The following is a 24736-nucleotide window of genomic DNA, read 5'->3' on the forward strand; positions in this document are numbered from 1 at the left end:
CGCACCACCCGACTCCGGACGGGCCGACCGCCGTCGGCCCGTCCGCGGGTCCGTGATGCTCCCTGCGTAGGGTGTTTCCAACGAACCATCCTCGGAAGGGACGAACACGACATGACGATCCAGGTCGGCGACAAGGCCCCCGACTTCGAACTGAAGGACAACCACGGCGCGAGCGTGCGGCTGTCCGACTTCCACGGCCGCAAGAACGTCGTGCTGCTCTTCTACCCCTTCGCCTTCACCGGCGTGTGCACCGGCGAGCTGTGCGAGGTGCGCGACAACCTGCCGCAGTTCACCGACCGCGACACCCAGGTGCTCGCCGTCTCCAACGACTCCATCCACACCCTGCGCGTCTTCTCCGAGCAGGAGGGTCTGGAGTACCCGCTGCTGTCCGACTTCTGGCCGCACGGCAACGTCTCGCGCGCCTACGGCGTCTTCGACGAGGACAAGGGCTGCGCCGTGCGCGGCACCTTCGTCATCGACCGGGAGGGCGTCGTGCGCTGGACCGTCGTCAACGGCCTGCCGGACGCCCGTGACCTGACCGAGTACGTGAAGGCGCTCGACACCCTGTGATTCCCCGGTCCCGGGGCCTGCGGACGGCGGGAACCCGTCACTAGGATCGAATCGTTGATCCGGCATCCACGCACTACCGACATCCACGCACTACGGGGCTCCCCGCCCCCGGACATCAATGGAGGACTCGTGGGAGTCAGCCTCAGCAAGGGCGGCAATGTTTCGCTGACCAAGGAGGCCCCCGGCCTGACCGCGGTCATCGTCGGTCTGGGGTGGGACATCCGCACCACGACCGGTACCGACTTCGACCTCGACGCCAGCGCGCTGCTGCTGAACAGCAGCGGCAAGGTCGCGAGCGACGCGCACTTCATCTTCTTCAACAACCTGAAGAGCCCGGACGGATCGGTCGAGCACACCGGCGACAACACCACCGGTGAGGGCGAGGGCGACGACGAGCAGATCAAGATCAACCTCGCCACCGTCCCCGCCGACATCGAGAAGATCGTCTTCCCGGTGTCGATCTACGACGCCGAGAACCGCCAGCAGTCCTTCGGGCAGGTGCGCAACGCGTTCATCCGCGTCGTCAACCAGGCGGGCGAGGCCGAGATCGCGCGCTACGACCTGAGCGAGGACGCCTCCACGGAGACGGCCATGGTCTTCGGCGAGCTGTACCGGCACGGCGCGGAGTGGAAGTTCCGCGCCATCGGCCAGGGCTACGCGTCCGGTCTGCGCGGCATCGCCCAGGACTTCGGCGTCAACGTCTGAGTCGTCCGGGGGTCCGGGGCCACGGCCTCGATCGTCCGGCGGGGCCACCGTCTCGACCGTCCGGCGCCGCACGGTTCGCGTGCGGCGCCGGACGCGCAGGAAACCCAAGAACCATCACCCGGGGAGGGACCATCACCATGGGCGTCACGCTTGCCAAGGGCGGCAACGTCTCCCTGTCCAAGGCCGCACCGAACCTCACGCAGGTGCTCGTCGGCCTCGGCTGGGACGCGCGTTCCACCACAGGAGCACCTTTCGACCTCGACGCCAGCGCACTGGTGTGCAGCAGCGGCCGGGTACTGGGCGACGAGTGGTTCGTCTTCTACAACCAGCTCAAGAGCCCGGACGGCTCGATCGAGCACACCGGCGACAATCTGACCGGTGAGGGCGAGGGCGACGACGAGTCGGTACTGGTCGACCTCTCCAAGGTGCCCGACCGGTGCGACAAGATCGTCTTCCCGGTCTCGATCCACCTGGCCGACGAGCGCGGCCAGACCTTCGGCCAGATCAGCAACGCCTTCATCCGGGTCGTCAACCAGGCGGACGGACAGGAACTCGCCCGCTACGACCTGAGCGAGGACGCCTCCACGGAAACCGCGATGATCTTCGGCGAGCTCTACCGCTACCAGGGCGAGTGGAAGTTCCGTGCAGTGGGGCAGGGGTACGCGTCGGGGCTTCGGGGCATCGCTCTAGACTTCGGAGTCAACGTTTCGTAAAGCCGAGTACGGCGCGGGGGAGCCCCTCCCCCCAGACTTCGTCTGGGAGGTACCCCCAACACACGATTGGGTAGCCAGTGCTTCTGAAAACCTTCGGCTGGTCGTTCGCGGTCACCGCGCTCGGCCTGGTCGCGGCGGTCTTCTACGGGGGGTGGACCGCCTTCGGTATCGTGGCGATCCTCTCCATCCTGGAAATCTCGCTGTCCTTCGACAACGCGGTGGTCAACGCCGGGATCCTGAAGAAGATGAACGCCTTCTGGCAGAGGATCTTCCTCACCGTCGGCATCCTCATCGCCGTCTTCGGCATGCGCCTGGTCTTCCCGGTCGTGATCGTGGCGGTCAGCGCCCAGCTCGGACCGATCGAAGCCGTCGACCTCGCGCTCACCAACAAGGACCGCTACCAGGAGCTGGTGACGGACGCCCATCCGTCGATCGCGGCCTTCGGCGGCATGTTCCTGCTGATGATCTTCCTCGACTTCGTCTTCGAGGACCGGGAGATCAAGTGGCTGGGCTGGCTGGAGCGCCCGCTGGCCAGGCTCGGCAAGGTCGACATGCTGTCGGTCTGCATCGCCCTGATCGTGCTGCTCATCTCCTCCATCACCTTCGGCGCCCACGCCCACCAGCACGGCGGCACCCATGCCGACAAGGCCGAGACGGTGCTGCTCGCGGGCATCGCCGGTCTGATCACCTACATGATCGTCGGCGGCCTCTCCGGCTACTTCGAGGACAGACTCGAAGAGGACGAGGAACGCGAGCACGAGGAGGAAGAGGCGGCCGAGCGCGCGGGCAAGCCCAAGTCGGCGGTCAAGCTGGCCGGCAAGGCCGCGTTCTTCATGTTCCTGTACCTGGAGGTGCTGGACGCGTCCTTCTCCTTCGACGGGGTCATCGGCGCCTTCGCCATCACCAACGACATCGTCCTGATGGCCCTCGGCCTGGGCATCGGCGCCATGTACGTCCGGTCGCTGACCGTCTACCTGGTCCGCCAGGGCACCCTCGACGACTACGTCTTCCTGGAGCACGGCGCGCACTACGCCATCGGCGCCCTCGCCGCCATCCTCCTGGTGACCATCCAGTTCCAGATCAACGAGATCATCACCGGCCTGGTCGGCGTGGTCCTGATCGGCTGGTCCTTCTGGTCCTCGGTGCGCCGCAACCGCGCACTCGCGGCGGCCGGGGAAGAGGGCGACCAGGAGAAGGTGGAAATCCCCTCCGGGGTGTGAAAGGCGTCCTCTCCCGGGCCGGGTCCGCTCCCGGTGCTCCCGCTCCCGTGGTGTGAACACGGCCCGGGTGAGGAACGCTCTGAGCGGGGCGGGCCATGAGGACGACTCCTCGGAGCCGCCCCGACGGCGGCCGAGTGAAGGTGGGGCGGCAATGGGCTTCTTCGACGGACTGCGGCGGGGCCGCGAGTTCGATTTCGACTCGGGCAGCGCGGCGACCAACTCCATCCAGCTGACCAAACGCAACGGCGAGATCTCGCTGACCAAGCAGGGCGCCGCCACCGGCCATCTGCGGGTCAACCTCACCTGGCGGATGCGGACCTCGGACATCATGGGCGAGCATCGCGAGAGCCTGCTGCGGCATCCCTTCAAGGCGCTCAAGCCCCCCGAGGTCGTCGGCCACAGCCAGAGCATGGTCAATGTCGACCTCGACCTCGGCTGCCTCTACGAACTCCAGGACGGCACCCGCGGGGTCGTCCAGCCGCTCGGCGGCCTCCTGGGCAACGTCAACGCCCCGCCGTACGTCAAACTCAGCGGCGACGACCGGTTCGGCTCGGCCTCCGGCGAGACGATCTACGTCAACCTCGACCACCGGGACGCCATCAAACGCCTCCTGCTCTTCGCCTACATCTACGACCAGACGCCCGCCTTCGACCGGACGCAGGCCATCGTCACCCTCTACCCGAGCAACGGCCCCCGCATCGAGATAAACCTCGACGAACGCCACCCCCAGGCCCGCTCCTGCGCCGTGGTGCTGATCGAGAACGTCAAGGGCGAGATCTTCGTCCGCCGCGAGGTGAAGTTCGTGTACGGCTTCCAGGGAGAGCTGGACCGGTTGTACGGGTGGGGCCTTCAGTGGGGCCGCGGGTACAAGAGCAAGGCGTAGCCGCAGGGCCGGTCTCCGGGCCCCGGCGTCCCCGGCGCGGCTACCGGCCGACGAACTGCGGTCCCTGCGGTGGCAGCCGGAAGTCCGGGTCGGGCGTCCCGGCGGCCGGCGGCGGATAGCCGTAGCCGGACTGCGCGCCGGCGACCCCCGCGGCGGCGGGCGCCTGCGGATAGCCGTACCCGGGCCGTGCGTCCGGCTGCGGGTAGCCGTAGGCCGGCTGGAGCGGCGGCGGCTGCTGCGGATATCCGTACGCGGGCTGCGCCGGTATCCCCGCGGGCTGCTCGGGCGGCAGCGGCCGGGAGGCGCCCGGGAGGGGCTGGACCGTCGTCGGCTCCTCGGGACGGACCACCGGTGGGCCGGACTGGTCGGGCACGGAGGGGGCGGGCTCGCCGGCGACCGCCTCGGGGAGAGGGGCCGGCATGCGCTCGTCCACCGCCTCCGACTCGTCCACCGAGATGCCGAAGTCGGTCGCGAGGCCCTTGAGCCCGTTGGAGTAGCCCTCGCCCAGCGCCCGGAACTTCCAGCCCTCCCCGCGCCGGTACAGCTCACCGCAGATCAGCGCCGTCTCCCGGCCCGTCTCCGGCTTGACGTCGAAGTACGCCAGCGGCTCCGCGTCGGCGTCCGCGGCGTCGTACAGCACGATGCGCAGGGACCTGACCCGGTCGAAGGGGACGCCGTCCGCCGAGGCGACCAGCAGGACGCGGCCCACCGAGGGCTCGACCCCGGACAGGTCTGTCTGGATCGTGTCGGTCAGGCCCTCGGGGACCCGCTTCTTGCCGAGCCGCCAGACCTGGCCGGAAGGATGCCGGGGCTGGTTGTAGAAGACGAAGTCCTCGTCGGAACGCACACGATCGTCCGGACCCAGCAGCAGCGCGGAGGCGTCGACGTCGGGCACCCCCTGCCCGGGGGTCCAGCGCAGCACGGCGCGTACCGTGGTGGCTTGCAGCGGGACGTTCGATCCCTTCAGCATCGCGTGCGTCATGCCGTCATCCTGCCTTCTCGGTCCTGGTCACGACAACGCGGGGGCGGGAACTCCGCTCGTGTCCGTTCGCCCCGGTCGCCGTCGCCGACACGGCCGGGTTACCTGGAATTCATGCCCGGTGGGAACCGCCGACACGGATACGTACGTACTATTACCGGCCACCTTCGGTGGTTCACCGGTTGCCCAGACACCACGGGGGAGTTCACATGCGTCATTTTGGACAGATGCCTCCATATGTGCGCAGGCGTCTCTTCCACCAGGAGCCCTGCTCCTTCACGGCGGACTCCCCGGCCCGGCTGCTGTCCGCCGCCCTGGGCGCCACGCTCTACAGCCCGGCCACCCGGCCCAGACTCGCCGACGACATCCTCAAGCAGGCCGCGGCCGGTGTGGTGTCGATGGTGCTGTGCCTGGAGGACTCGATCGACGACGCCGACGTACCGCTCGGCGAGGAGAATCTCGTCCGCCGGCTCACGGACCTGGCGAAACGTTCCGACACGGACATCCCGCTGCTGTTCGTGCGGGTCCGCACCCCCGAGCAGATACCCGACCTGATACGGCGCCTCGGCCCCGCCGCGCGGCTGCTGTCCGGATTCGTACTGCCGAAGTTCACCGAGGAACGCGGCATCCCCTTCCTGGAGGCGCTCGCCGCCGCCGAGGCCTCCAGCGGCCGCAGGCTCTTCGCCATGCCCGTGCTGGAGTCCCCCGACCTGCTGTACCGGGAGACCCGCGTGCAGACGCTGGAGGGCATCCACCGCGCCGTCGGCAAGTACCGCGACCGCGTCCTCGCCCTGCGCCTCGGCGTGACCGACTTCTGCTCCTCCTACGGGCTGCGCAGAGGCCCCGACATGACGGCCTACGACGTCCAGATCGTCGCCTCCGTGATCGCCGACGTGGTGAACATGCTCGCCCGTGCCGACGGCACCGGGTTCACGGTGACCGGGCCGGTGTGGGAGTACTTCCGCGTCCAGGAGAGGATGTTCAAACCGCAGCTGCGGCAGAGCCCCTTCCTGGAGGGGGAGGCCGTCGAACTGCGCCAGAAGCTGATCGAGCACTCCATGGACGGCCTGCTGCGCGAGATCTCCCTGGACCACGCCAACGGACTGCTGGGCAAGACCTGCATCCACCCCTCGCACGTACTGCCCGTGCACGCGCTGTCCGTGGTCAGCCACGAGGAGTTCAGCGACGCCCAGGACATCCTGCGGCCCGAACGCTGCGGCGGGGGTGTGATGAGGTCGGCCTACACGAACAAGATGAACGAGGTGAAGCCGCACCGGGCCTGGGCCGAGCGGACGATGCTGCGTGCGGAGGCCTTCGGGGTGGCCAACGAGGACGTCGGCTTCGTGGAACTGCTCGCCGCCGGCCTGGGCGACTGAACCCGGCCCGGCCGGCCGGACAGGGAAGACTTATGGCCGACGACGCGGTGGACAACGGGAGGCACGAGTACATGAGCGAGAGGGCGCACGCCGAGGGGCGGGCCGGGGTCTGGTCCGGCAGCTGGGTCGCCGAGCGGCTGGGCGTCGAACTCGCCGGCGACGACACACTCACCGGCATGCTGGGGCTCGCCCTGCGCCGCAACCCCAGGCGGGCGCACCTGCTCGTCTCGAACGTGCTCGGCAAGCACGTCCCGCAGTCGCCCTCCGTCGTGTACGGCCACGGCCTCGCCCTCGGCCGGCGCGTGCGCGACCTGCTCGGCGCGCGGGAGGCCGAACGCGCGGTCGTCCTCGGCTACGCGGAGACCGCCACCGGACTCGGCCACTCGGTCGCCGACGGCCTGGGCCCCGCCCCGTACCTGCACTCCACCCGCCGCCCGGTCGTCGGCGTCCCCCGGGCGGGCGGCTTCGAGGAGTCCCACTCGCACGCCACCTCCCACCTCCTGCTGCCCGAGGATCCCGCGCTGCTGGCCGGCGACGGGCCGCTGGTCCTCGTCGACGACGAGTTCTCCACCGGCAACACGGTGCTCAACACCGTCCGCGCCCTGCACGAGCGCTACCCCCGCGAGCGGTACGTGGTGGTGGCCCTGGTCGACATGCGCACCCCCGCCGACGCCGGCCGGCTGGACGACTTCGCCCGCGAGATCGGCGCCCGCGTGGACCTGGTCACCTCCGCCTCGGGCACGGTCCGCCTGCCACCGGGCGTCCTGGAAAAGGGCCAGGCCCTGGTCGCCCGCTACGAGACGGCGCGCTCCGGCGTCGCCCCCGCTCTCCCCGACGAGTCCGCCCCGGTGCCGGCCGGGGCCGTCGCGCGGGTGGAGCTGGGCTGGCCGCAGGGCGTTCCCGACGGCGGGCGGCACGGGTTCACGGCCGGTCAGCGGGGGCTGCTGGAGAGCGCGCTGCCCGGCATGGCGGCCCGGGTCGCCGAGGCGCTGCCCGCCGGCGTCCGGCGCGTGCTCGTCCTCGGGTTCGAGGAGCTGATGTACGCGCCCCTGCGGCTCGCCCACGCGCTGGAGCGGACCGTCGACGCCGACGTGCGCTACTCCACCACCACCCGCTCACCCGTCCTCGCGGTCGACGACCCCGGCTACGCCATACGCACCCGCCTGGTCTTCCCCGCGCACGACGACCCGGCCGACGGCCCAGGCGAGCGCTACGCCTACAACGTCGCGGGCGCCGGTTTCGACGCCGTGGTCGCCGTCGTCGACTCGGCCGCCGACACCCCCGCACTGCACGCCCCGGACGGACTGCCGGCCCGGCTCGCCGCCCACGTCCCGCACGTCCTGCTCGCGGTCGTCCCGTCGTACGTCCCCGAAAGGCCCTCCATGCTGCCCGAGCCCCTGCGCGGCCCCGACTTCTCCTCGTACGCGCCCGACGAGGTCGGCTGGCTGCTCCAGGACCTCTCGGACGTGACGCTGGAGGCGCCGACCGAGGAGCGCGAGGAGGCGATCCAGAGCGGCGGCGCGCACTACGCGGAGTCGCTGCCCGTGGAGTACCAGCCCAGCGAGCAGTACCAGGAGCTGTTCCACGCGGCGCTGCACACCTCGGCGGCCCGGCTGGCGCGCGCCGTCGGCGCCGTCACCGAGATCGTGCTCGCCGAGCGGTCACCGCGCCCCGTCCTGGTCTCCCTCGCCCGCGCGGGCACCCCCGTCGGCGTCCTGATGCGCCGCTGGGCGCGCTTCCGCCACGGCCTGGACCTGCCGCACTACGCGGTGTCGATCGTCCGGGGCCGCGGCATCGACGCCAACGCGCTGCGCTGGCTGGCCGCCCACCACGACCCCGCCAACGTCGTCTTCGTCGACGGCTGGACCGGCAAGGGCGCCATCACCCGCGAACTCACCGCCGCCCTGCGCGACTTCGAGACCTCGGACGGCGTCACCGGCTTCGATGCGGAGATCGCCGTACTGGCCGACCCGGGTTCCTGCGTCCGCACCTACGGCACCCGCGACGACTTCCTCATCCCCTCCGCCTGCCTCAACTCCACCGTCTCCGGCCTGATATCGCGCACCGTGCTGCGCGCCGACCTGGTCGGCCCGCACGACTTCCACGGCGCGAAGTTCTACCGCGAACTCGCCGGCGTCGACCTCTCCCCGGCCTTCCTCGACGCCGTCTCCGCCCGCTTCACGGAGGTCACCGACACGGTCGACGCCCAGGCCAAGGAGCTGCTGTCCGCCGACCGCACCCCCACCTGGCAGGGCTGGGCCGCCGTCGAGCGCATCAGCGAGGAGTACGGCATCCACGACGTGAACCTCGTCAAGCCCGGCGTCGGCGAGACCACCCGGGTGATGCTGCGCCGCGTGCCGTGGAAGGTGCTGGCCCGCGCCGGCGCCGGCGCCGACCTGGACCACGTACGTCTGCTCGCCCGGCAGCGTGGCGTACCCGTCGAGGAGGTCGACGGCCTGCCCTACACCTGCGTCGGACTGATCCACCCCCAGTACACGCGGGGCGCGACCGGCGCCGACGGCAGGGCGGTGGCGCTGTGACGCCGGTGCTCGTCGCCAGCGACCTCGACCGCACGCTCATCTACTCGGCGGCGGCGCTCGGACTGACCATGCCCGACCTGCGGGCACCCCGGCTGCTGTGCGTCGAGGTCTACGAGAGCAGGCCGCTGTCCTACATGACCGAGACGGCCGCCGCGCTGCTGACCGAACTCGGTGACAGGGCGGTCTTCGTGCCGGCCACCACCCGGACCCGCAAGCAGTACCAGCGCGTCAACCTGCCCGGCCCCCCGTCGAAGTACGCGATCTGCGCCAACGGCGGCCACCTGCTGGTGGACGGCGTCTCCGACCCCGACTGGCACACGCGGGTGACCGCACGGCTGGCCGACGAGTGCGCCTCGCTGGCCGAGATCCGCGACCACCTGGTGAGCACCGCCGACCCGCTGTGGGTGCGCAAGCACCGGGTCGCCGAGGACCTCTTCGCCTACCTCGTCATCGAGCGCGAACTGCTGCCCGAGGACTGGGTCAAGGAACTCGCCGCGTGGGCCGAGAACCGCGGCTGGACCGTGTCCCTCCAGGGTCGCAAGGTCTACGCCGTCCCCAAGCCGCTCACCAAGAGCGCGGCCCTGCGCGAGATCGCCCGCCGCACCGGCGCCGACCTCACCCTCGCCGCGGGCGACTCCCTCCTCGACGCCGACCTGCTGCTCGCCGCCGACCGGGGATGGCGCCCCGGCCACGGCGAGCTGGCCGACGCCGACTGGACGGCTCCGGCGATCGGCGCCCTGCCCGAGCGCGGGGTGCTGGCCGGCGAGCGGATCCTGCGGGAGTTCCTGCGCGCGACGAGCCCGGCTCGCTGACCCCGCCCTCCGCCGGGCCGGTCGTGCCGGTCGCGCCGGGGGTCAGCCGCAGCAGCCCCCGCCGCAGCAACCGCCTCCGCCGCCGCCCGACGAGGGCGCCTGGGCGGGCGCGGAGGCCGAGCCGCCGACCGCGACCGTCGACAGCAGCTTCACCGTGTCGTCGTGGCCCGCCGGGCAGGCGGCGGGAGCGGAGGACTCGGCCATGGGACGGCTCAGTTCGAAGGTGTCGCCGCAGCTTCGGCAGCGGTACTCGTAGCGAGGCATGCCCACAGGTTAGCGGCCCGGCCGGTTCAGTGGCCCGCCCCGCGTTCCTCCCGGATCCGGCTGACCACGTCCGTCGCCGTCTGCCGGACCGCCTCCGTCTCGGTCAGGAAGTGCCAGTAGTCCGGGTGCCGGCCCTCCAGCGTGCCGATCGCCCGCTCCAGCCGGGCCACCGCCTCGTCCAGCGGGCGCGCGTGCCGGGGCTCGGGGGTGTGGCGGCCCGCCATGGCCAGGCGTTGGGCGTCACGGATCGCGAAGCGGGTCCGCTCGATCTCCTGCTGCTGGTCCTTCTGCACGGCGTTCAGCCTGCGCAGCCGGTCACCGGCCGCCGAGACGGCCTCGTCGGTCGAGTTGAGCAGCGCGCGCACCGTCGACAGCAGGGCGGTCGCGTCGGGCCAGCGCTGTTCGTCGCGGGCGGTCCGGGCCTCGGCCAGCTTCCGCTCGGCCTTGCGGACCGATTCGGCGGCCTGGTCCGGCACCTGCTGGAGATCCTGCCAGCAGGCGGCGGTGAACCGGCGCCGCAGCTCGCTCAGGATCGGCTCGACCTGTGCGGCGCGGGTGGTCAGGGCCTGGGCGCGGGTGCGCAGCGAGACCAGCCGGTTGCCGGTCTCGGCGGCGCGTTCGGGCAGCCGTTCCGCCTCGGCGCGCACCGACTCGGCCTCGCGGATGACCCGCTCGGCCCGCTCCAGGGTCTGCGGCACGCCGTGCTGTCCCGCGCCCTGGTTCAGCCGGGTCAGCTCGGGGCCGAGGGCGGCGAGCCGGGCGGCGAGGTCGTCCGCCCTCAGCCCGGACCCCCGGGCCGTGTCCAGCGCGTTGGAGGCGGCGAGCAGGGCCTGCCGGGCGCGTTCGACGGCGGGCGCCAGCCGGGCCAGCTGGGTCTCGGCCTTGCCGAGCAGCGGGCCGAGACCCTCGGCGAAGCGGTCCAGTTCCTGCTTGACCCGGGTCAGTTCGGTCTTCGCGGCGGTCAGCTCGGTGCGGGCGCCGGCGGCGGCCGACGCCTCCAGGTCGTCCCGGTCCAGGTCGTGCGCGTCGACGGCCTCGATGTACTGGTGGCTGACCTCGTCGATGCGCCGGCCGAGTGCCTCGAAGTCGGTGACCGCGCGCCGGGCGGCGGGGGAGGAGTCGACGGCGGCGATCGTCTCTATCGAGATCCGCAGCTCCCGCTGGGCGGTGTCCAGCTCGTAGAAGGCGGCCGCGGCGTCGTCCTTCGCGGCCTGGGCCTCCGCCCGCTGGCTCTCGGCCCGCCCGCCGAACCAGCGCCGGGTGCCGCCCCCGGCGAACGCGGCGGGCAGCGCGAGCGCCACGAGGAGCGGCAGACCCATCAGGGTGAGCACGTCCCGGGCGGCTTCGGGCAGGCGGTGGCGCGAGTGGTGCGGCGGGCGCTGCGCGCGCGGCACCATCGGCGAGTACGGCTGCGATGGTGTCGCCGTCACATCCCTCTCCCGTGTCGTCCGTCCTGCCCGGGTACATTGTCCCACCCGTTGAGGACGAACACACGGGCCGGTCAGTTCGCTGTTCGGACCGTAATGCCGCCGTCACCGCTTCGCGCCTTCACCACATGGGCGCTGGCCTCGTCCCGGGGCACCGAAACGTCGACCCGGCCGTCACCGGTGTCGGTCGACACCTTGTACGTGGCCCGGGGCAGGGTGATGGTCACGGAGCCGTCGTCGGTGCGGGAGTCCACCAGGTCCGGGACGGTGCCGAGGTCGAGCCGGACCGAGCCGTCGCCGGTGCGGGCGGTCACCCGGCGGGAGGAGACCTCCGCGCGCAGGGCCCCGGCGCCGGTGTGCAGCACCAGCGGCCCGGAGGAGTCGGTGACGTGCACCGCTCCGTCTCCGGTGCGGATGTCGAGCGCGTCCTCGAACCCCCGCGCCCGTACGCTGCCGTCCCCGTCCTTCACCTTGACCGCGATGCCGCGCGGCACCTCGATACGGTGCTTGGCGGAGCAGTCGGCGACCATTCCGGAGCAGTGCATCCGCAGCGCCAGCCGGTCGCCGTCCATCTTCCAGCTCACGTCGGGGCCGGAGCCGAAAGTGACCTTCCCGGAGAACCAGCGGGTGACCCGGACCTCGCCGGACGTGTGGTCGTCCGAGGCGATGATCTCCAGTTCGGAGTCGTCGGAGTCGACGGTGAGCGTGTCGCCGGTCAGGGCGAAGGACCGGTGATCGGGGTCCGTGTCGTCCGTGGCGGAGGAACACGCGCCGAGCCCCGCGACGAGAACGGCGGCGACACCGGCGGCGGCGAGCGCGCGGGCAGGAGCGGTACGGGCGGACATGACGATCTCCCCCTGGAGCGGACGACGAGGTGCCGCGCCCGGAGCCCTTCCCGACGAGGCTCCCCGACCGTACTGAGCAGGGGCCCGCCCCGGGGATCCGGACCGCTACCGGATGCGGGGTGGGGTTAACCCCCGGGCGGGGCACCGGCGTCCGCGCGTTTGCCGGGCAGTGCCCCGGGCCATGTAGGCTGTCCACTCGTCCTGGGTGCGTAGCTCAGGGGTAGAGCGCCTGCCTTACAAGCAGGATGTCGGCGGTTCGAAACCGTCCGCGCCCACCACAGGCCAGAGGCCCCCCGCATGATCCGCGGGGGGCCTCCGTGCGTTCCTCGTCATCATGGGGGTCGGCCGGGCTCGGTACGGCGGCCTCAGCATCAGGGGTCGGCCGAGGCCTCGCCGATGTCACCCGCCCCATCCCTCTGGACGCCCTCGATCGGATGCGGGCCGCCTGCGGACTTGTGACCGCGCTCGCCGGGCTGGTCGTCGGCTGCCTGCGGATTCAGGCTGCCGGGTATGTGGGCACTCGCCGCGCCTGCGGCTTGTGGGCGGGTGCGTTCTCGGCGGCGGCCGGGTGGGGGACGTTCACCATCGGTGTGGTGCTGGGGTCCGGTAGGGGTGACCCGCCTGCGCCGCACCTGAGAAAGAGGCGTTGATGGTGGGGCTGCTGTCGTGGACTCAGAGTCGGGCTACGGACCGGAGGGCGGACTTCACTGCTTTCGCGGATCGCCTCGACAGGGGGGTGAAGGAGGAGCGGAAGCTGCTGACGCGCGCTTGCCTTGATCTCTTTCAGTGGGCCCGGCGTGTGGGTCCGCACACGCCGACCGGTCCGGTGCCGGAGCCCCCGCAAGACCTCGGCCTCACACCCTGGCGATGAGCACGGCCCGCCTTCCTCCGGGAGGGGGCCGCTTTCGTGCGTCCAGGGGCTACTCGGGAGGGCGGTTGTACGAGTCGAGCGTGGCCTTCGCTGTCGACGTGTCCAGGAGTCGCAGCTCCCACGGTCCCGTGTTCACGTCGAACTCCTTGCCGAACCCCACCCACTTGCCGGCCATGCGGCGGCCGGTCGGCTCGGCCAGCATCTGGAGGGCGCCGAAGTAGCGGGCGCCCCGGTAGTAGCCCTCGCTGGACGTCTGCTCGGTCCACGTGCCGGTGACGGTGCTGCCCTCCACCTGGAGGTCGAGGGTGAGCGGACTGTCGGGGTTCAAGGAGGCGCCGGGCAGGCTGCGGCCGGTGAGCCGGTTGCCGTGCTGGAGCAGGACTACGTGGTGCTTGCCGGTGAAGACTGCGTTGTCCCGCCCGCTGGAGACGTACTCGTAGGTGGAGAGCCATACCCCGGAGTAGTTCCCCCGCGGCGCCGTCTGCGGGGCCGGCGCGCCGTTCGCCGCGGGTACGCCGACGGGCGAGTCCTGGAGATCGTGACCGCCGCGCCCGTCCTCGGAGATCCGGGCGAGCGTCGCGGGCGGGAACCCCAGCGACTCCATGGGCAGGCCGGTCACGGCCTCCAGCGCACGGGCGTACACGGGGCGGGGGGCGGCAGTCGTGCCCGACTCCCAGCGCTGCACGAGCCGCTTGGAGGCGTCGTTGGGCTGTCCGGCCCGCTGACCGGCGTCGCGGATGGCGCGGGCGAGTTCGTCCTGGGACATGAGCAGACCCATGCGGACCGCTCGGAGGGTTCCGTTCGGAGTGGCCATGTGATCGACGGTAGCTCCACCTCGGATGGAATGACACCGAAATGACGCCCGGTGAGGCGTCGCAGTGACGCCCCGTCCGCCGTCGCGCGTCCGCCTTGGAGGAGTTGAAATGTCGCACCGTACCGGCACTGCCGCCGCGATGGCAGCACCGCCGCCCGTCCTCAGCGTGCCGCCTGCGGTCGTGGAGATCCTTGCGCTCCCCCCGCTCCGCACGCTCACCGACGACCAGGCCCGTGGCGCCGTCTGCGTCTGGGGCACCGGGCGGCTCAACGCCGAGAACGCCGTCGACCTCGGCGAGCGCACCGGGCACGCCGACCGGTCCGGTGCCGGAGCCCCCGCAAGACCTCGGCCTCACACCCTGGAGATGAGCACGGCCCGCTCTCCTTCTTCGGGAGGGCAGGGCCGTTTCGTCATGTCTGGGGTACGGCGATGTTCGGAAGTGGCATGCTCCGGCTCCACAGTTCTTCGGCATGCTCGGAGAACCGGTCGAACAGCCCGCCGCGTTCGTGCCTGCGCACGTGCATCAGCGGCGAGTCGTGGCCGACGAGGCGCGCCAGGTGGGGTGTGATCAGGGCCTGGTCGTCGAAACGAAAGACGGACAGGGACACGTGGGACATCGCGTCCTCGGCAGCCGAGTAGCGCACCTCGATCTGCGTATCGGCCAGCTTGGCCAGCTCATCGAGGGACATATGGATGCGGGTCGACACTGTGAGCGCCACGCCCTCGATGGCCTCGCGCTGCCTGGTGACGTCGCCGTCGGGGTCGCCGAGCAGGAAACGGACCCGACACCCGGCCGCCGCCTTCTGCCGCAGCGTCGCCGCGATCGCCGGCACCTGGGTCCACAGGAAGTAGTTGGTGTACCCGGCGAAGAGCAGTTCATCGGACGCGTTGGCGATCAGCTCTGCCCAGGTTGTCGACGGGCAGGCCGACCGGTACGGGTAGGTCCGGACGACTTCACGGTCCCCGCCCGTCTTCAGCCGGTCCCTGACGGCCTTGGGCCACAGCATGTCTGCCTCAACTCCCAGCGCCTGCGAGGCGTCTTCCCGATTCCTTGCGTGCGGGATCAGCTCGTCGTCGGCGATCCAGCGTTCCACTGTCTTGCCCGAGACCCCGACGCGCAGCGCCAGTTGCCTCGGCGACATCCCGGCGGAATCCATAGCTGATCGTAAGGCCGTATTCAAGGCTCCCCCTGCGGACGTTTGGACGCTTTCGACGCTAGCGCCCTAACGGCACACATGTCTGCAAGGTGACGCCGATTAGGGCCTGATGGGGCATCACGATGGGACCAAAGACCCCGGCGACCGCACGGCCGGCCCCCGGGGGCGTCCGTCTTGGAGGAGTTGAAATGTCGCACCGTACCGGCACTGCCGCCGCGATGGCAGCACCGCCGCCCGTCCTCAGCGTGCCGCCTGCGGTCGTGGAGATCCTCGCGCTCCCCCCGCTCCGCACGCTCACCGACGACCAGGCCCGTGGCGCCGTCTGCGTCTGGGGCACCGGGCGGCTCAACGCCGAGAACGCCGTCGACCTCGGCGAGCGCACCGGGCACGCCGACCGCCGCTGGTTCCCCCGCGCCTGCCGGCAGCATGTGGCCGGCCGAGCGCACCGGGCCCTGCTCATCCACGCCCCGACGTGCGACGACTGCCGGACGAAGCCGGCCGACGGCCGGCCCGTACCGTGCCGGACCGCGCGCGCTCTGTACCGCCTCGCCAGGGATGGCCGTCGATGACGATCTGCGCACGCTGTGACGAGCCGATTGAGGGCGAGCCGGAGAAGGTCGTGCCGGACTCGCCGTCCGCCGCGGCCGAGGTTCTCATTCATCCCGGCTACTGCGAGTCTGCGCCGCGGCAGACCTACCCGGCCGGGAGCGAGCGCTGAAGATTTCCGCCGGGGCGGGGGTTTGGAGGCGTTGCGCATCAGCGGGCGGGTGGCCGTCCCAACCGTCAGGCGTCCTCGGGCGGGGTCTCCTGGGCGTGTTTCAGCCTTGATCGGGCGTGGACCTGGTCGGGGCCGGTGATCTGCGACCAGTAGCGGTGGGTGCTGACGAACACGGCCAGCTCGCGCTCGCGCTGCCGGAGCTTTTCGACCTCGGCCTGCTCGTCCGCCGACCAGCCGGGGGAGGCCGGGCGCTCGACCTTCCGCCAGCCGTTGTCGTCGCTGAAACCGTCGAGCGGCTCGACGGACCAGGGAAGTCTCTTCAGCAGGGCCGACAGCTCGGCCCGGACCTGATGCAGTTCCTCCTGACCGGCGAGGAGGTCACTGGGGAAGTCATAGGTCGTAGCCACACCGCAATGATACGCCTGTTCGATTTTTAGCCGCATGTTCTCCTCGCCGGTTCACGCGAAAGGGTCGGCTGTCAGACCCTTGGCCTACCGTCGAAGACATGGCGAACGTGGACGAGTGGCTCGGCGAGGACGACGGGGACGGCGTGCGGGTGAGGCTGGTTCCCTGGGGTGAGGGGGACCTGTGGCTGCTGCGCGAGACCAACAGCCCGGAGATGACCGCGCACCTGGGCGGCCCGGAGACCGAGGAGCGGCTCGCGGACCGGCACCGGAGATACACCGGGCTGGAGCGCGGGCGGATGTACCGGGTGACCCTCGCGGACGGCGGCGAGAGTGTCGGCTCGATCGGGTACTGGCAGCGGACCTGGCGCGGCGAGGAGGTCTGGGAGACCGGGTGGGCGGTGCTGCCCGGGTTCCAGGGCCGCGGGCTGGCCGTACGGGCGGCCCGTGCCGTGCGGGAGGCGGCCCGCGCCGCCGGGACCCACCGGTATCTGCACGCGTTCCCGAGCGTCGGCCACGCCGCCTCCAACGCGGTCTGCCGCGGGGCCGGGTTCACCCTGCTCGGGCAGGCCGACTTCGAGTATCCGAAGGGCCACTGGATCAGGTCGAACGACTGGCGGGTCGACCTGGAGAGAGGAGACTGACCCCATGTGCCGCAGCATCAAGACACTGCGTCCGCCCGCGCTGGCCGAGGAGGCCACCGAGGACGAGATCAGGGCCGCCGCCCTGCAGTACGTACGCAAGGTCTCCGGTTTCCGCGCGCCGGCCGCGCACAACCGCGAGGTCTTCGAACAGGCCGTGGAGGCCGTCACCGCGGCCACGGCCGAACTGCTCGCGGGCCTGGAGATACGGGGCGGCACCGGCACCCGCCACGCCTCCTGACACCCCCGTGCTACGAGACCCCCGTGCTACGAGGCCTCCGTGCTACGAGGCCTCCGTGCTACGAGGCCTCCGTGGCGCGGGGCTGGCGGCGCATCAGGAAGCCCGCACCCGCCCCCGCGCCGAAGAGCGCCGCCAGGGACACCCCCGTCGCCAGCCAGGACGCGCCCAGCCAGTGGGCGCCGAAGTAGCCGAGGGCGACGCTGTAGGCGGCCCAGGCCAGGCCGGCGAGGGCCGACCAGGGGAGGAACTCGCGGATCCGGTGGTGGGCCGTGCCCGCGACGAGGGAGACGACCGAGCGCCCGGCCGGCGCGAAGCGGGCCAGTACGACGAGGGCGCCGCCGCCTCGCGCCAGGGCGCCCCCGAGGCGTTCCTGCGCCGTGGTCAGCCGGCGGGAGCGGGCGATCGCCCGGTCCAGGCGCGGTCCGCCGCGCCAGGCGAGGCGGTAGACCGCGAGGTCGCCGAGGACGGAGGCGGTCGCCGCGCACAGCGTCAGGACCAGGATGTCGGGCACGTCGTGCGGCACCCGCCCGGCGGCGGCCGCGCCCGAACCCGCGGCCGCCGCCGTGGCCGCCGTGATCACCAGGACACCGCTCGGCAGCACCGGCAGGAAGATGTCGAGGAGTACCGACACGGCCACCAGCGCATAGATCCATGGGCTGCTGACCAGCGAACCGATACTCCCGAGACTGTCGACCACACAAACTCCCCAATGTCCCCCGTGGGCCAGACCTTGCCGCGAGACGCGGGGGCGACAGGAGCGGCCGATGACACAGCCATACAGCGTACGCCCGGAGTGTGACAGAGGGTTCACGGGGGGCTTGTGTGTTCGCCGCGGGGTGTTCACCCCGCTTCGGATCAGGCCGCGACCGGCGTCTGCCGCTCCTCGGCGGCGGACTGCTCCTGCCCGGAGGCGCGCCGGGCGAACAGCCGGTCCAGGCCGAAGGCGCCGGAGCCGGTGAAGACCAGCAGCAGGAAGACCCAGCAGAACACCGCGGAGGACTCGCCGCCGTTCTCCAGCGGCCACAGGGCGCCGGGCTGGTGCACCTTGAAGTACGCGTAGGCCATCGAGCCCGAGCAGACGACCGCCGCCGCGCGGGTGCCGAGGCCCAGCAGGACGAGGCCGCCGCCGACCAGTTGGATCACGGCCGCGTACCAGCCGGGCCAGGCGCCCGTCTCTGTCGTGCCGCCGCCCACGGCGCCGCCGAGGACGCCGAAGAGGGAGGCGGCGCCGTGGCAGGCGAAGAGCAGGCCGACGACGATGCGGAACAGGCCGAGGGCATAGGGCTGGGCGCTGTTGAGGCGTCCGGACATGTGGGGGTTGCTCCTTCGGTCGCACGGCCCGCAGGGGGGCCGGTGGGGGACGGAACCGAGTGGGCTGCCAAGGTTAGGTCGACCTAATGAATGCTTGCAAGTTCAATATCTGGCCATGGCCTGACGCATAGTCACTTCTCGGTTTCGGCCCCCATCGCAGGCGGGAGCGCTCCCATGATCTCGGTGCGGTCCCTCGGCGTGACCGGATTCCTACCCGGCCCATTCCTGCCCGGCCCCGTCACCGGCCCCTGTCAGTTCCCGCTCCGTGACCGTCCGCAGCACGGCCGTCCCGTCGCGGTCCGCCCGTGCCTGTTCGAGCCGCAGCCGCGCCGACCGCCCGCGCAGGGACAGCGTCATGATCTGGTTGCCGAACCAGGGTCCGCCGCTCCTGCGCCAGCGGACCGCCGGCGGCGCGCAGCGTCCGTGCCGGGCGATGCGCCGCCCCAGGGCCCGCGCCGGGGCGCTCCAGCCGAAGCGGAAGCCGAGGCGGATCGAGAGCGGCACGGAGTTGTGGACGGGGGAGCAGGTCAGCTGCGCCACCCGGGCCTCGGGCGCGCGGCCCGGCCAGGACGGCTCGGCCACGTAGGCGTGGTGGACGTCGCCCGAGAGCACGCTGACCGTCGCGGGCGCCCCCGGCCCCGTACCGGCCTCGGCGATCAGGTCGGCCAGGGCGTCGAAGGAGGCCGGGAAGGCGGCCCAGTGCTCCAGGTCGGCCGCGCGCCGGATCCGCTCGCCCAGCCGTGCCCAGCGCGCGCCCCGTTCGCCGGCGCACATCGCGGCGTCCCAGGCCTCCGCGTCGTGCACCAGGTGGGGCAGCAGCCAGGGCAGGGAGGTGCCGATCAGCAGGTGGTCGTAGGAGTCCCGCCCGGCCAGGGCCTGTTCGCGCAGCCAGGAGGCCTCGTCCGGGTCGAGCATCGCGCGGCCGTCCTCCGCCAGGACGCGGGCGGCGCGCGAGTCCACCATCAGCAGCCGTACGCGGCCGAAGTCGCGCCGGTAGCTCCAGCGGACGGAGGCCGGGTCGGTGCCGGCCCGCGCGGCGAACGCGCGCAGGGCGTCGGTGCCGTCCGGGGTCTCGCGGACGGCGGCGAAGAGGGGGTCGGCGGCCAGTTCGTCCGGGGAGAGATTGCCCAGGTGCTGGTACACCCAGTAGGACATGAACCCGCTCAGCAGCCGCTCGTGCCACCAGTCGGTGGCCCGCATGTCGGCCAGCCAGGCGGCGGAGGTGTTCCAGTCGTCTATCACGTCGTGGTCGTCGAAGATCATGCAGCTGGGCACGGTGGACAGCAGCCAGCGCACCTCGGGGTCGAGCCAGGACTCGTAGTAGAGGCGGGTGTACTCCTCGTAGTCCGCGACCTGGTCGCCGGGAGGCTCGTCCGGGTCGCGGCGCCCGGCGATGAAGTGGCGCGTGGCGTCGGAGACCTCGTCGGCGTAGACCTGGTCGCCGAGCAGGAGCAGTACGTCGGGCCGGTCGCCCCCGGGGTCGGCGGCGATCCGGGCGGCGAGGGTGTCCAGGGCGTCGGGGCCCACCATGTCCTTGCCGCCGGAGGGCTGCGCGGCCCAGCGGCAGGAGCCGAAGGCGACGCGCAGCCCCTCGTCGTCGGTGCGCGTGGTGATCACCGAGGGCGGGAAGCGGGAGTCGGGCCGCGGCCACACGCGGGTGCCGTCGAGGAGGACCTCGTACTCCGTGGCCGTGCCGGGGGTCAGGCCGTCCACCGGGACCAGGGCGTAGTGGTGGCCCGCGATCTGGAAGGTGCGGGCCGTGCCCCGGGCGCCGTCGGCGCAGCGGACCTCGGCGGCGCAGGGGCGGTTCGTCTCGACCCAGACGGTCGCGCACGAGCCGTCGGTGTACCTCAGCAGTGGTCCCAGGCGCAGTCCGGCCACGGTGTGATCCCCTCCTCCGTCGCCCCGTACGGTACGGAACGACGGAGGCCGGCGTGCCGGATCCGCGCCGAACATCCGGCGGCGGGCGTCAGCAGCTCGCGAGGTAGCCCTGGAGCGCGGTCTTCTCGGCGGAGTCGACCGAGAGGCCGTAGTAGTACTTCACCTGGACCCAGGCGCGGACGTACGTGCAGCGGTAGGCGGTGCGCGAGGGCATCCACTGGGCCGGGTCCTTGTCGCCCTTGGACTGGTTGACGCTGTCGGTGACCGCGAGGAGCTGGGGGCGGGTCAGGTCGTTGGCGAAGGCCTGGCGGCGCGCGGTGGTCCAGGAGCCGGCGCCGGAGTCCCAGGCCTCGGCGAGCGGGACGAGGTGGTCGATGTCGACGTCGGAGGCGGCGCTCCAGGTGACGCCGTCGTAGGGGGAGTACCAACTGCCGCTGGTGGCGGCGCAGGCGGAGTCGGTGACGACGTTCGTGCCGTCGCGCTTGAGGATGGTCTCGCGGGTGTTGCAGGTGCCCGACTGGGTGATCCAGTGCGGGAAGAGGTCGCGGCTGTAGCCCGTGCGGTTCTCGGCGGCCACGGTGAGGGAGGCCAGGTAGGTGCGGGCGGTGGCGGCGCTGACCGGCGTGGGGAGGGCGGCGGAGGCGGCCGGGCCGTTGAAGAGCCCGGCAGAGGCTATGAGGCCGGTGAACGCGGCGAGCAGTCCGAGTCGTCGACGCGCGTAGAACTTGGGCATGCGAACTCCCTTGTGGTGTGGGGGCGTTGGGGCGCGGGCAGGAGAATGCTCGCGGCCCCGCATGGCGTGGAGATGTGCGGCCGGTAAGAAATTAGTGACGTGTGCATGGCACGTCTAGAGCGCGGCGGGACTTTCGCCCCTCGGGTCCACCTGGCGGTTCGCGTACGATGGACGGCGCAGAAGGGGAGTAGCTCTTCGCCGGACCGTCGACATACTGCTCAGCTCGTCTGAGCCGGCGCCCGGAGGCGGGCCCCGTATCCGGGGCCGGCCAGCGAGACCTTCGGCAAGCAGTGCACGCCCGTGCCGTACGGCAGGGGTGGATACGTGTGCTGCCGTGCCGAGGTGTATCGCGACGCGGATCCTGGAGGACGCGGGAATCAGCACTCTCGGCGGGGCGGCCCCGACCGATAGAGGAACCCTTGATCAGCCTCACCGTGACGGCGCTCGTCTTCGGCGTCGTCTTCCTCGCGGAACTGCCCGACAAGACCGCGCTCGCCGGTCTCGTCCTCGGCACCCGCTACCGGGCCTCGTACGTCTTCGCCGGCGTGGCCGCGGCCTTCACGCTGCACGTCCTGCTCGCGGTGGCGGCCGGCAGCGTCCTGACCCTGTTGCCGCAGCAGATCGTGCACGCGGTGACGGGTGTGCTCTTCCTGGGCGGCGCGGCCGTACTCCTGATGAAGAAGGACGACGAGGACGAGGAGGTCCGCGATCCGGCGGACCAGTCCTTCTGGAAGGTCGCCGGGGCGGGCTTCACGCTCATCCTCGTCGCCGAGTTCGGCGACCTCACGCAGATCATGACGGCCAACCTCGCGGCCCGTTACGACGACCCGCTCTCCGTCGGCATCGGCGCGGTGCTCGCGCTGTGGGCGGTGGCCGGGATCGGCATCGTCGGCGGGAAGGCCCTGATGAAGCGGGTGCCGCTGCGGCTGATCACCAAGGTCGCGGCGCTGCTGATGCTGGGCCTCGGGGCGTGGAGTCTGTGGGACGCGATCACCGGCTGAGCGGCGGCCGGGGAGCTGAACGGGGTGTGAACGTTCGGGGGGCGGTGGCGCGGTGCCCGGTTTGTTTTGTACCGTGGATGAACAAAGTGGCTCCCGCCCGTTCCCTGACCGGCGGGCGGGGCCGCCTTGTTTCCTCCCCGCGCCTTGGAGTCTGCCGATGACGGCCACCACCGTTCTGCCCGCCCGTGCCCTGCTGCTCGACATGGACGGCACCCTCGTCAACTCGGACGCCTCCGTCGAGCGCGTCTGGCGGCGCTGGGCCGGCCGGCACGGGCTGGACGGCGACGAGGTCATGAAGGTCGTCCACGGACGGCAGGGGCACGCCTCGATGGCGCTGCTGCTGCCGGACCGGCCCGTGGAGCAGAACCACGCCGACAACGCGCGCATGCTCGCCGAGGAGACCGCCGACATCGAGGGCGTCGTCGCGATCCCCGGCGCGGCGGAGTTCCTCGCCTCGCTGCGGGGGCTGCCGCACGCCCTGGTGACCTCGGCGGACGTGGCGCTGGCCACCGCGCGGATGGCCGCCGCCGGGCTCGCGCAGCCGGACGTCCGGGTCACCGCCGAGTCGGTCGGCGCCAGCAAGCCCGACCCCGAGGGCTTCCTCAAGGGCGCCGCCGAACTGGGCATCGCCCCCGCCGACTGCGTCGCCTTCGAGGACTCCGGCGCCGGCATCACGGCCGCCCGCGCCGCCGGGATGCGGGTGGTGGGCGTGGGACCGCGGGCCGGCCTGCACGGCCCGGACGCGGTCGTGCAGGACCTGACGGCGGTACGGGTGGAGTCCGCGGGGGGTGGCGGGTTGCGGGTGCGGATCGGCTGACGGGGGCGGGCTGTCGGCTTGTGGCTGCCGGGCTGTGCCCGTTGGCCCGTGTTCTCGCTCGGCTGTCCGTGTCGTGCGGCGTGCGCGCCGTCTATGGCCTGTGGGTCTCCGACTCCAGGCTGCGCCGGGTGTCCGGGCCGTAGACGCCGAGTTCGTCGGAGCGGATGCCGCGGGCCCACTGGTAGGTGCGCACCGAGTTCTCGACCTGGCGGTCGTAGGAGCCGTGGGTGCGGCCGACGTAGAGGTGCAGCTGGGCCAGGCGCTGCTGGAGTTCGGACACTTCGGGGCCCTGGTCGCCACGGCGCAGTGTGGCGCCGCCGACCGGGTCGCCGACGCCGTCCTCGGGGTCCTGCGAGGCATCGTCGTCGGTCGGCGTGGCCGTCGTGGTCTGCGTCGGGTCGGCCGACCGGGACGGCGTGGGCGAGGCGCTCGACGCCGACGGGGACGGCGAGGCCGTGGGGCCCGTACCGGCGGACGCCGGCACGGAGGCGGGGGCGGACGGGGGCGGTGCCGCGGCGGTCGGCTGAACCGACGCGGCGCTCGGCTCCGGGCTCGGGGAGGTCTCGTCGGCCGACGGGTCCGGCACGCTCGCCCGGATCTCGTCCGGCAGCGCTCCGTCCCGTGACGGGCTCTCGTAGGAGAACAGGCCGCTCGCGTACCCGGCCGCGCCCACCATGACCACGACCGCCCCGGCGGCACTGAGCAGTACGCCCTTGCGCCGCCTGCGCGGTGGACGCCCGTCGGCGCCCTCGACCGGGCCCGCAGGTGTGGCGGCCGAGGCCTCGAACATGCGCAGATCGTGCGCGTTGGGCGGGCCGGCCGAGGGCGCCAGGGGCGTGGGCAGTACGGAGGTCGCCTCCGCGCCCACGGCACGCAGCGTCATGGTGGCCTCGGGGTCGGCCGAGGAGGCGCCGGACGCCCCGACGGAGGGGGCACCGGCAACGGCTGTCCCGGACGAGGGTCGGGCTGAAGGTGGTTCAGCTGAAGGTGCCTCGGGCGAGGGCGTCGCGGCCGAAGCGGTCGGCGTCCCCGGGGCGGAGGCCGGCGGGCCTGAACGCTCGGCGGCGGCGTGCGTCTCGACGGACGGCGGGCCGGCAGAGGGCGTCCGGCCTGGAGGCGCCCCAGCGGTGGGTGTGCCGACGGTGGCGGGATTCCCGGCCGAGGTGTTCGCGGCAGCGGGCCTCTCTCCGGCGGTGGGCTCCCCGGTGGCAGGGCTCTCCGTGGCGGCAGGTGTTCCGGTGGCGGGTCCTCCGGCAGCAGCCTTTCCGGCAGCGGGCTTTCCGGCAGCGGGCTTTCCGACGGTGGGAGGGGTTCCGGTGGCGGTTTCTCGGGTGGGCGGGCGTCCGGCGGTGGCGGGTGCTCCGGGAGGAGCCTCTCCGGTGGCGGGCTTCCCGGTGGCAGTGGGTGTTCCGGTGGTCGCTTCTCCGGTGACCGGGCTCCCGGTGGCGGCAGCCCCTCCGGCAGCAGCCCCTCCGGCAGCAGGCGGCGCCGCGGGCGGCCCCCCGGCAGCAGACTTCCCGGCAACAGGCGGCGCAGCGGACGGCTCCCCGGCCGAAGGCGTGGGCACCGAAGGCCCTTCCGTCGAAGATCCCGCGCCGGAAACGCCTGCCGCCGAAGCCCTCGAAGGCGGCGCCCCTGTGGCTCCTCCCGTCGGAGGCGTTCCGGTCTGCGCCTCCGAGGGTGATGCGCTTGGTGTTGCCGTGGCGGAAGGCGTTCTGGCCGGTGCCGCCGAAGGTGCCTCCTGCGAGGGCGGCGCCCCTGTGGCTCCTCCCGTCGGAGGCGTTCCGGCCGGTCCCCCCGAGGGAGACGCTCC

The 24736-nt window shown here is 72.2% G+C and carries 26 protein-coding genes and 1 tRNA gene; 15 read left to right on the plus strand and 12 right to left on the minus strand.

The features are described from left to right. Positions 1–111: 111 nt before the first annotated feature. The 5 genes from AC4IHM_RS23055 to AC4IHM_RS23075 all read left to right on the plus strand — a co-directional run bounded on the left by AC4IHM_RS23055 (position 112) and on the right by AC4IHM_RS23075 (position 4091). Positions 112–570 carry a peroxiredoxin gene (locus tag AC4IHM_RS23055; protein WP_490868905.1) on the plus strand — a complete coding sequence of 153 codons (459 nt, stop codon included), beginning with the start codon at positions 112–114 and terminating at the stop codon, positions 568–570. Positions 571–699: 129 nt separating this feature from the next. Further along, positions 700–1275 (plus strand): calcium homeostasis/redox stress adaptation protein, encoded by a 576-nt coding sequence (locus AC4IHM_RS23060; RefSeq protein WP_490868906.1) that lies wholly within the window; start codon positions 700–702, stop codon positions 1273–1275. A gap of 137 nt (positions 1276–1412) precedes the next feature. Further along, positions 1413–1988 (plus strand): TerD family protein, encoded by a 576-nt coding sequence (locus AC4IHM_RS23065; RefSeq protein ID WP_490868907.1) that lies wholly within the window; start codon positions 1413–1415, stop codon positions 1986–1988. Positions 1989–2065: 77 nt separating this feature from the next. After that, entirely contained in the window at positions 2066–3208 is a 1143-nt protein-coding gene (locus AC4IHM_RS23070) for a DUF475 domain-containing protein (RefSeq protein WP_490868908.1), read from the plus strand. A 151-nt stretch (positions 3209–3359) separates the two neighbouring features. Further along, complete coding sequence (locus tag AC4IHM_RS23075) at positions 3360–4091, plus strand: TerD family protein (RefSeq protein ID WP_490868909.1); 732 nt, start codon at positions 3360–3362, stop codon at positions 4089–4091. Positions 4092–4131: 40 nt separating this feature from the next. Here the strand turns inward: AC4IHM_RS23075 and AC4IHM_RS23080 are convergent, their stop codons facing one another. Further along, positions 4132–5073: a TerD family protein gene (locus AC4IHM_RS23080; RefSeq protein WP_490868910.1), complete on the minus strand. Its 942-nt coding sequence runs from the start codon at positions 5071–5073 to the stop codon at positions 4132–4134. 206 nt (positions 5074–5279) lie between these two features. Here AC4IHM_RS23080 and AC4IHM_RS23085 point away from each other — a divergent pair, with 206 nt between their 5' ends. From AC4IHM_RS23085 to AC4IHM_RS23095, 3 genes are all read left to right on the plus strand, one after another. Continuing rightward, positions 5280–6446, plus strand: coding sequence for an HpcH/HpaI aldolase/citrate lyase family protein (locus AC4IHM_RS23085; RefSeq protein ID WP_490868911.1), 1167 nt, complete (start codon positions 5280–5282; stop codon positions 6444–6446). Positions 6447–6517: 71 nt separating this feature from the next. Then, positions 6518–8986, plus strand: coding sequence for a phosphoribosyltransferase (locus AC4IHM_RS23090; protein ID WP_490870907.1), 2469 nt, complete (start codon positions 6518–6520; stop codon positions 8984–8986). Continuing rightward, complete coding sequence (locus AC4IHM_RS23095) at positions 8983–9798, plus strand: HAD family hydrolase (protein WP_490868912.1); 816 nt, start codon at positions 8983–8985, stop codon at positions 9796–9798. Before AC4IHM_RS23090 ends, AC4IHM_RS23095 begins: the two co-directional genes overlap by 4 nt. 42 nt (positions 9799–9840) lie before the next feature. Here the strand turns inward: AC4IHM_RS23095 and AC4IHM_RS23100 are convergent, their stop codons facing one another. The 3 genes from AC4IHM_RS23100 to AC4IHM_RS23110 form a co-directional block, all read right to left on the minus strand. Further along, on the minus strand, positions 9841–10062 hold the full coding sequence (locus tag AC4IHM_RS23100) for an FmdB family zinc ribbon protein (protein WP_490868913.1): 222 nt from the start codon (positions 10060–10062) through the stop codon (positions 9841–9843). Positions 10063–10088: 26 nt separating this feature from the next. Continuing rightward, the gene (locus AC4IHM_RS23105; RefSeq protein WP_490868914.1) at positions 10089–11492 is read right to left on the minus strand and encodes a hypothetical protein; all 1404 of its coding nucleotides are present in this window, start codon (positions 11490–11492) and stop codon (positions 10089–10091) included. A gap of 71 nt (positions 11493–11563) precedes the next feature. Further along, positions 11564–12334 (minus strand): DUF4097 family beta strand repeat-containing protein, encoded by a 771-nt coding sequence (locus tag AC4IHM_RS23110; RefSeq protein ID WP_490868915.1) that lies wholly within the window; start codon positions 12332–12334, stop codon positions 11564–11566. A 203-nt stretch (positions 12335–12537) separates the two neighbouring features. On the opposite strand from AC4IHM_RS23110, the gene AC4IHM_RS23115 reads away from it, so the two are divergent. Further along, positions 12538–12612, plus strand: a tRNA-Val gene (locus tag AC4IHM_RS23115). 642 nt (positions 12613–13254) lie between these two features. Here AC4IHM_RS23115 and AC4IHM_RS23120 read toward each other — a convergent pair. Continuing rightward, on the minus strand, positions 13255–14019 hold the full coding sequence (locus AC4IHM_RS23120) for a helix-turn-helix domain-containing protein (protein WP_490868916.1): 765 nt from the start codon (positions 14017–14019) through the stop codon (positions 13255–13257). Between the two features lie 410 nt (positions 14020–14429). Beyond that, complete coding sequence (locus AC4IHM_RS23125; RefSeq protein WP_490868917.1) at positions 14430–15176, minus strand: XRE family transcriptional regulator; 747 nt, start codon at positions 15174–15176, stop codon at positions 14430–14432. Between the two features lie 188 nt (positions 15177–15364). Here AC4IHM_RS23125 and AC4IHM_RS23130 point away from each other — a divergent pair, with 188 nt between their 5' ends. Together AC4IHM_RS23130 and AC4IHM_RS23135 are read left to right on the plus strand one after the other, a co-directional pair. Further along, positions 15365–15745 (plus strand): hypothetical protein, encoded by a 381-nt coding sequence (locus AC4IHM_RS23130; RefSeq protein WP_490868918.1) that lies wholly within the window; start codon positions 15365–15367, stop codon positions 15743–15745. Beyond that, positions 15742–15894 (plus strand): hypothetical protein, encoded by a 153-nt coding sequence (locus AC4IHM_RS23135; protein WP_490868919.1) that lies wholly within the window; start codon positions 15742–15744, stop codon positions 15892–15894. The genes AC4IHM_RS23130 and AC4IHM_RS23135 overlap by 4 nt, the downstream gene beginning before the upstream one ends. A gap of 65 nt (positions 15895–15959) precedes the next feature. Here the strand turns inward: AC4IHM_RS23135 and AC4IHM_RS23140 are convergent, their stop codons facing one another. Continuing rightward, positions 15960–16301 (minus strand): DUF8825 domain-containing protein, encoded by a 342-nt coding sequence (locus AC4IHM_RS23140; RefSeq protein WP_490868920.1) that lies wholly within the window; start codon positions 16299–16301, stop codon positions 15960–15962. A 98-nt stretch (positions 16302–16399) separates the two neighbouring features. Here AC4IHM_RS23140 and AC4IHM_RS23145 point away from each other — a divergent pair, with 98 nt between their 5' ends. Together AC4IHM_RS23145 and AC4IHM_RS23150 are read left to right on the plus strand one after the other, a co-directional pair. After that, on the plus strand, positions 16400–16942 hold the full coding sequence (locus AC4IHM_RS23145; protein WP_490868921.1) for a GNAT family N-acetyltransferase: 543 nt from the start codon (positions 16400–16402) through the stop codon (positions 16940–16942). 4 nt (positions 16943–16946) lie between these two features. Then, positions 16947–17180 (plus strand): DUF2277 domain-containing protein, encoded by a 234-nt coding sequence (locus AC4IHM_RS23150; protein ID WP_490868922.1) that lies wholly within the window; start codon positions 16947–16949, stop codon positions 17178–17180. A 58-nt stretch (positions 17181–17238) separates the two neighbouring features. On the opposite strand, the gene AC4IHM_RS23155 is transcribed toward AC4IHM_RS23150, so the two are convergent. The 4 genes from AC4IHM_RS23155 to AC4IHM_RS23170 form a co-directional block, all read right to left on the minus strand. Then, complete coding sequence (locus AC4IHM_RS23155) at positions 17239–17877, minus strand: DedA family protein (protein WP_490868923.1); 639 nt, start codon at positions 17875–17877, stop codon at positions 17239–17241. Between the two features lie 158 nt (positions 17878–18035). After that, complete coding sequence (locus AC4IHM_RS23160; protein ID WP_490868924.1) at positions 18036–18491, minus strand: DoxX family protein; 456 nt, start codon at positions 18489–18491, stop codon at positions 18036–18038. A gap of 210 nt (positions 18492–18701) precedes the next feature. Next, on the minus strand, positions 18702–20372 hold the full coding sequence (locus AC4IHM_RS23165) for an alkaline phosphatase D family protein (RefSeq protein WP_490868925.1): 1671 nt from the start codon (positions 20370–20372) through the stop codon (positions 18702–18704). 88 nt (positions 20373–20460) lie between these two features. Further along, on the minus strand, positions 20461–21105 hold the full coding sequence (locus tag AC4IHM_RS23170) for an HNH endonuclease family protein (RefSeq protein ID WP_490868926.1): 645 nt from the start codon (positions 21103–21105) through the stop codon (positions 20461–20463). Between the two features lie 419 nt (positions 21106–21524). Here AC4IHM_RS23170 and AC4IHM_RS23175 point away from each other — a divergent pair, with 419 nt between their 5' ends. Next, entirely contained in the window at positions 21525–22106 is a 582-nt protein-coding gene (locus AC4IHM_RS23175; RefSeq protein ID WP_490868927.1) for a TMEM165/GDT1 family protein, read from the plus strand. Between the two features lie 157 nt (positions 22107–22263). Continuing rightward, positions 22264–22923 (plus strand): HAD-IA family hydrolase, encoded by a 660-nt coding sequence (locus tag AC4IHM_RS23180; protein WP_490868928.1) that lies wholly within the window; start codon positions 22264–22266, stop codon positions 22921–22923. Between the two features lie 91 nt (positions 22924–23014). Here AC4IHM_RS23180 and AC4IHM_RS23185 read toward each other — a convergent pair whose 3' ends face one another. After that, complete coding sequence (locus AC4IHM_RS23185; RefSeq protein WP_490868929.1) at positions 23015–23806, minus strand: peptidoglycan-binding domain-containing protein; 792 nt, start codon at positions 23804–23806, stop codon at positions 23015–23017. Positions 23807–24736 lie beyond the last annotated feature (930 nt).

The sequence above is a fragment of the Streptomyces sp. SL06 genome, assembly GCF_058244745.1.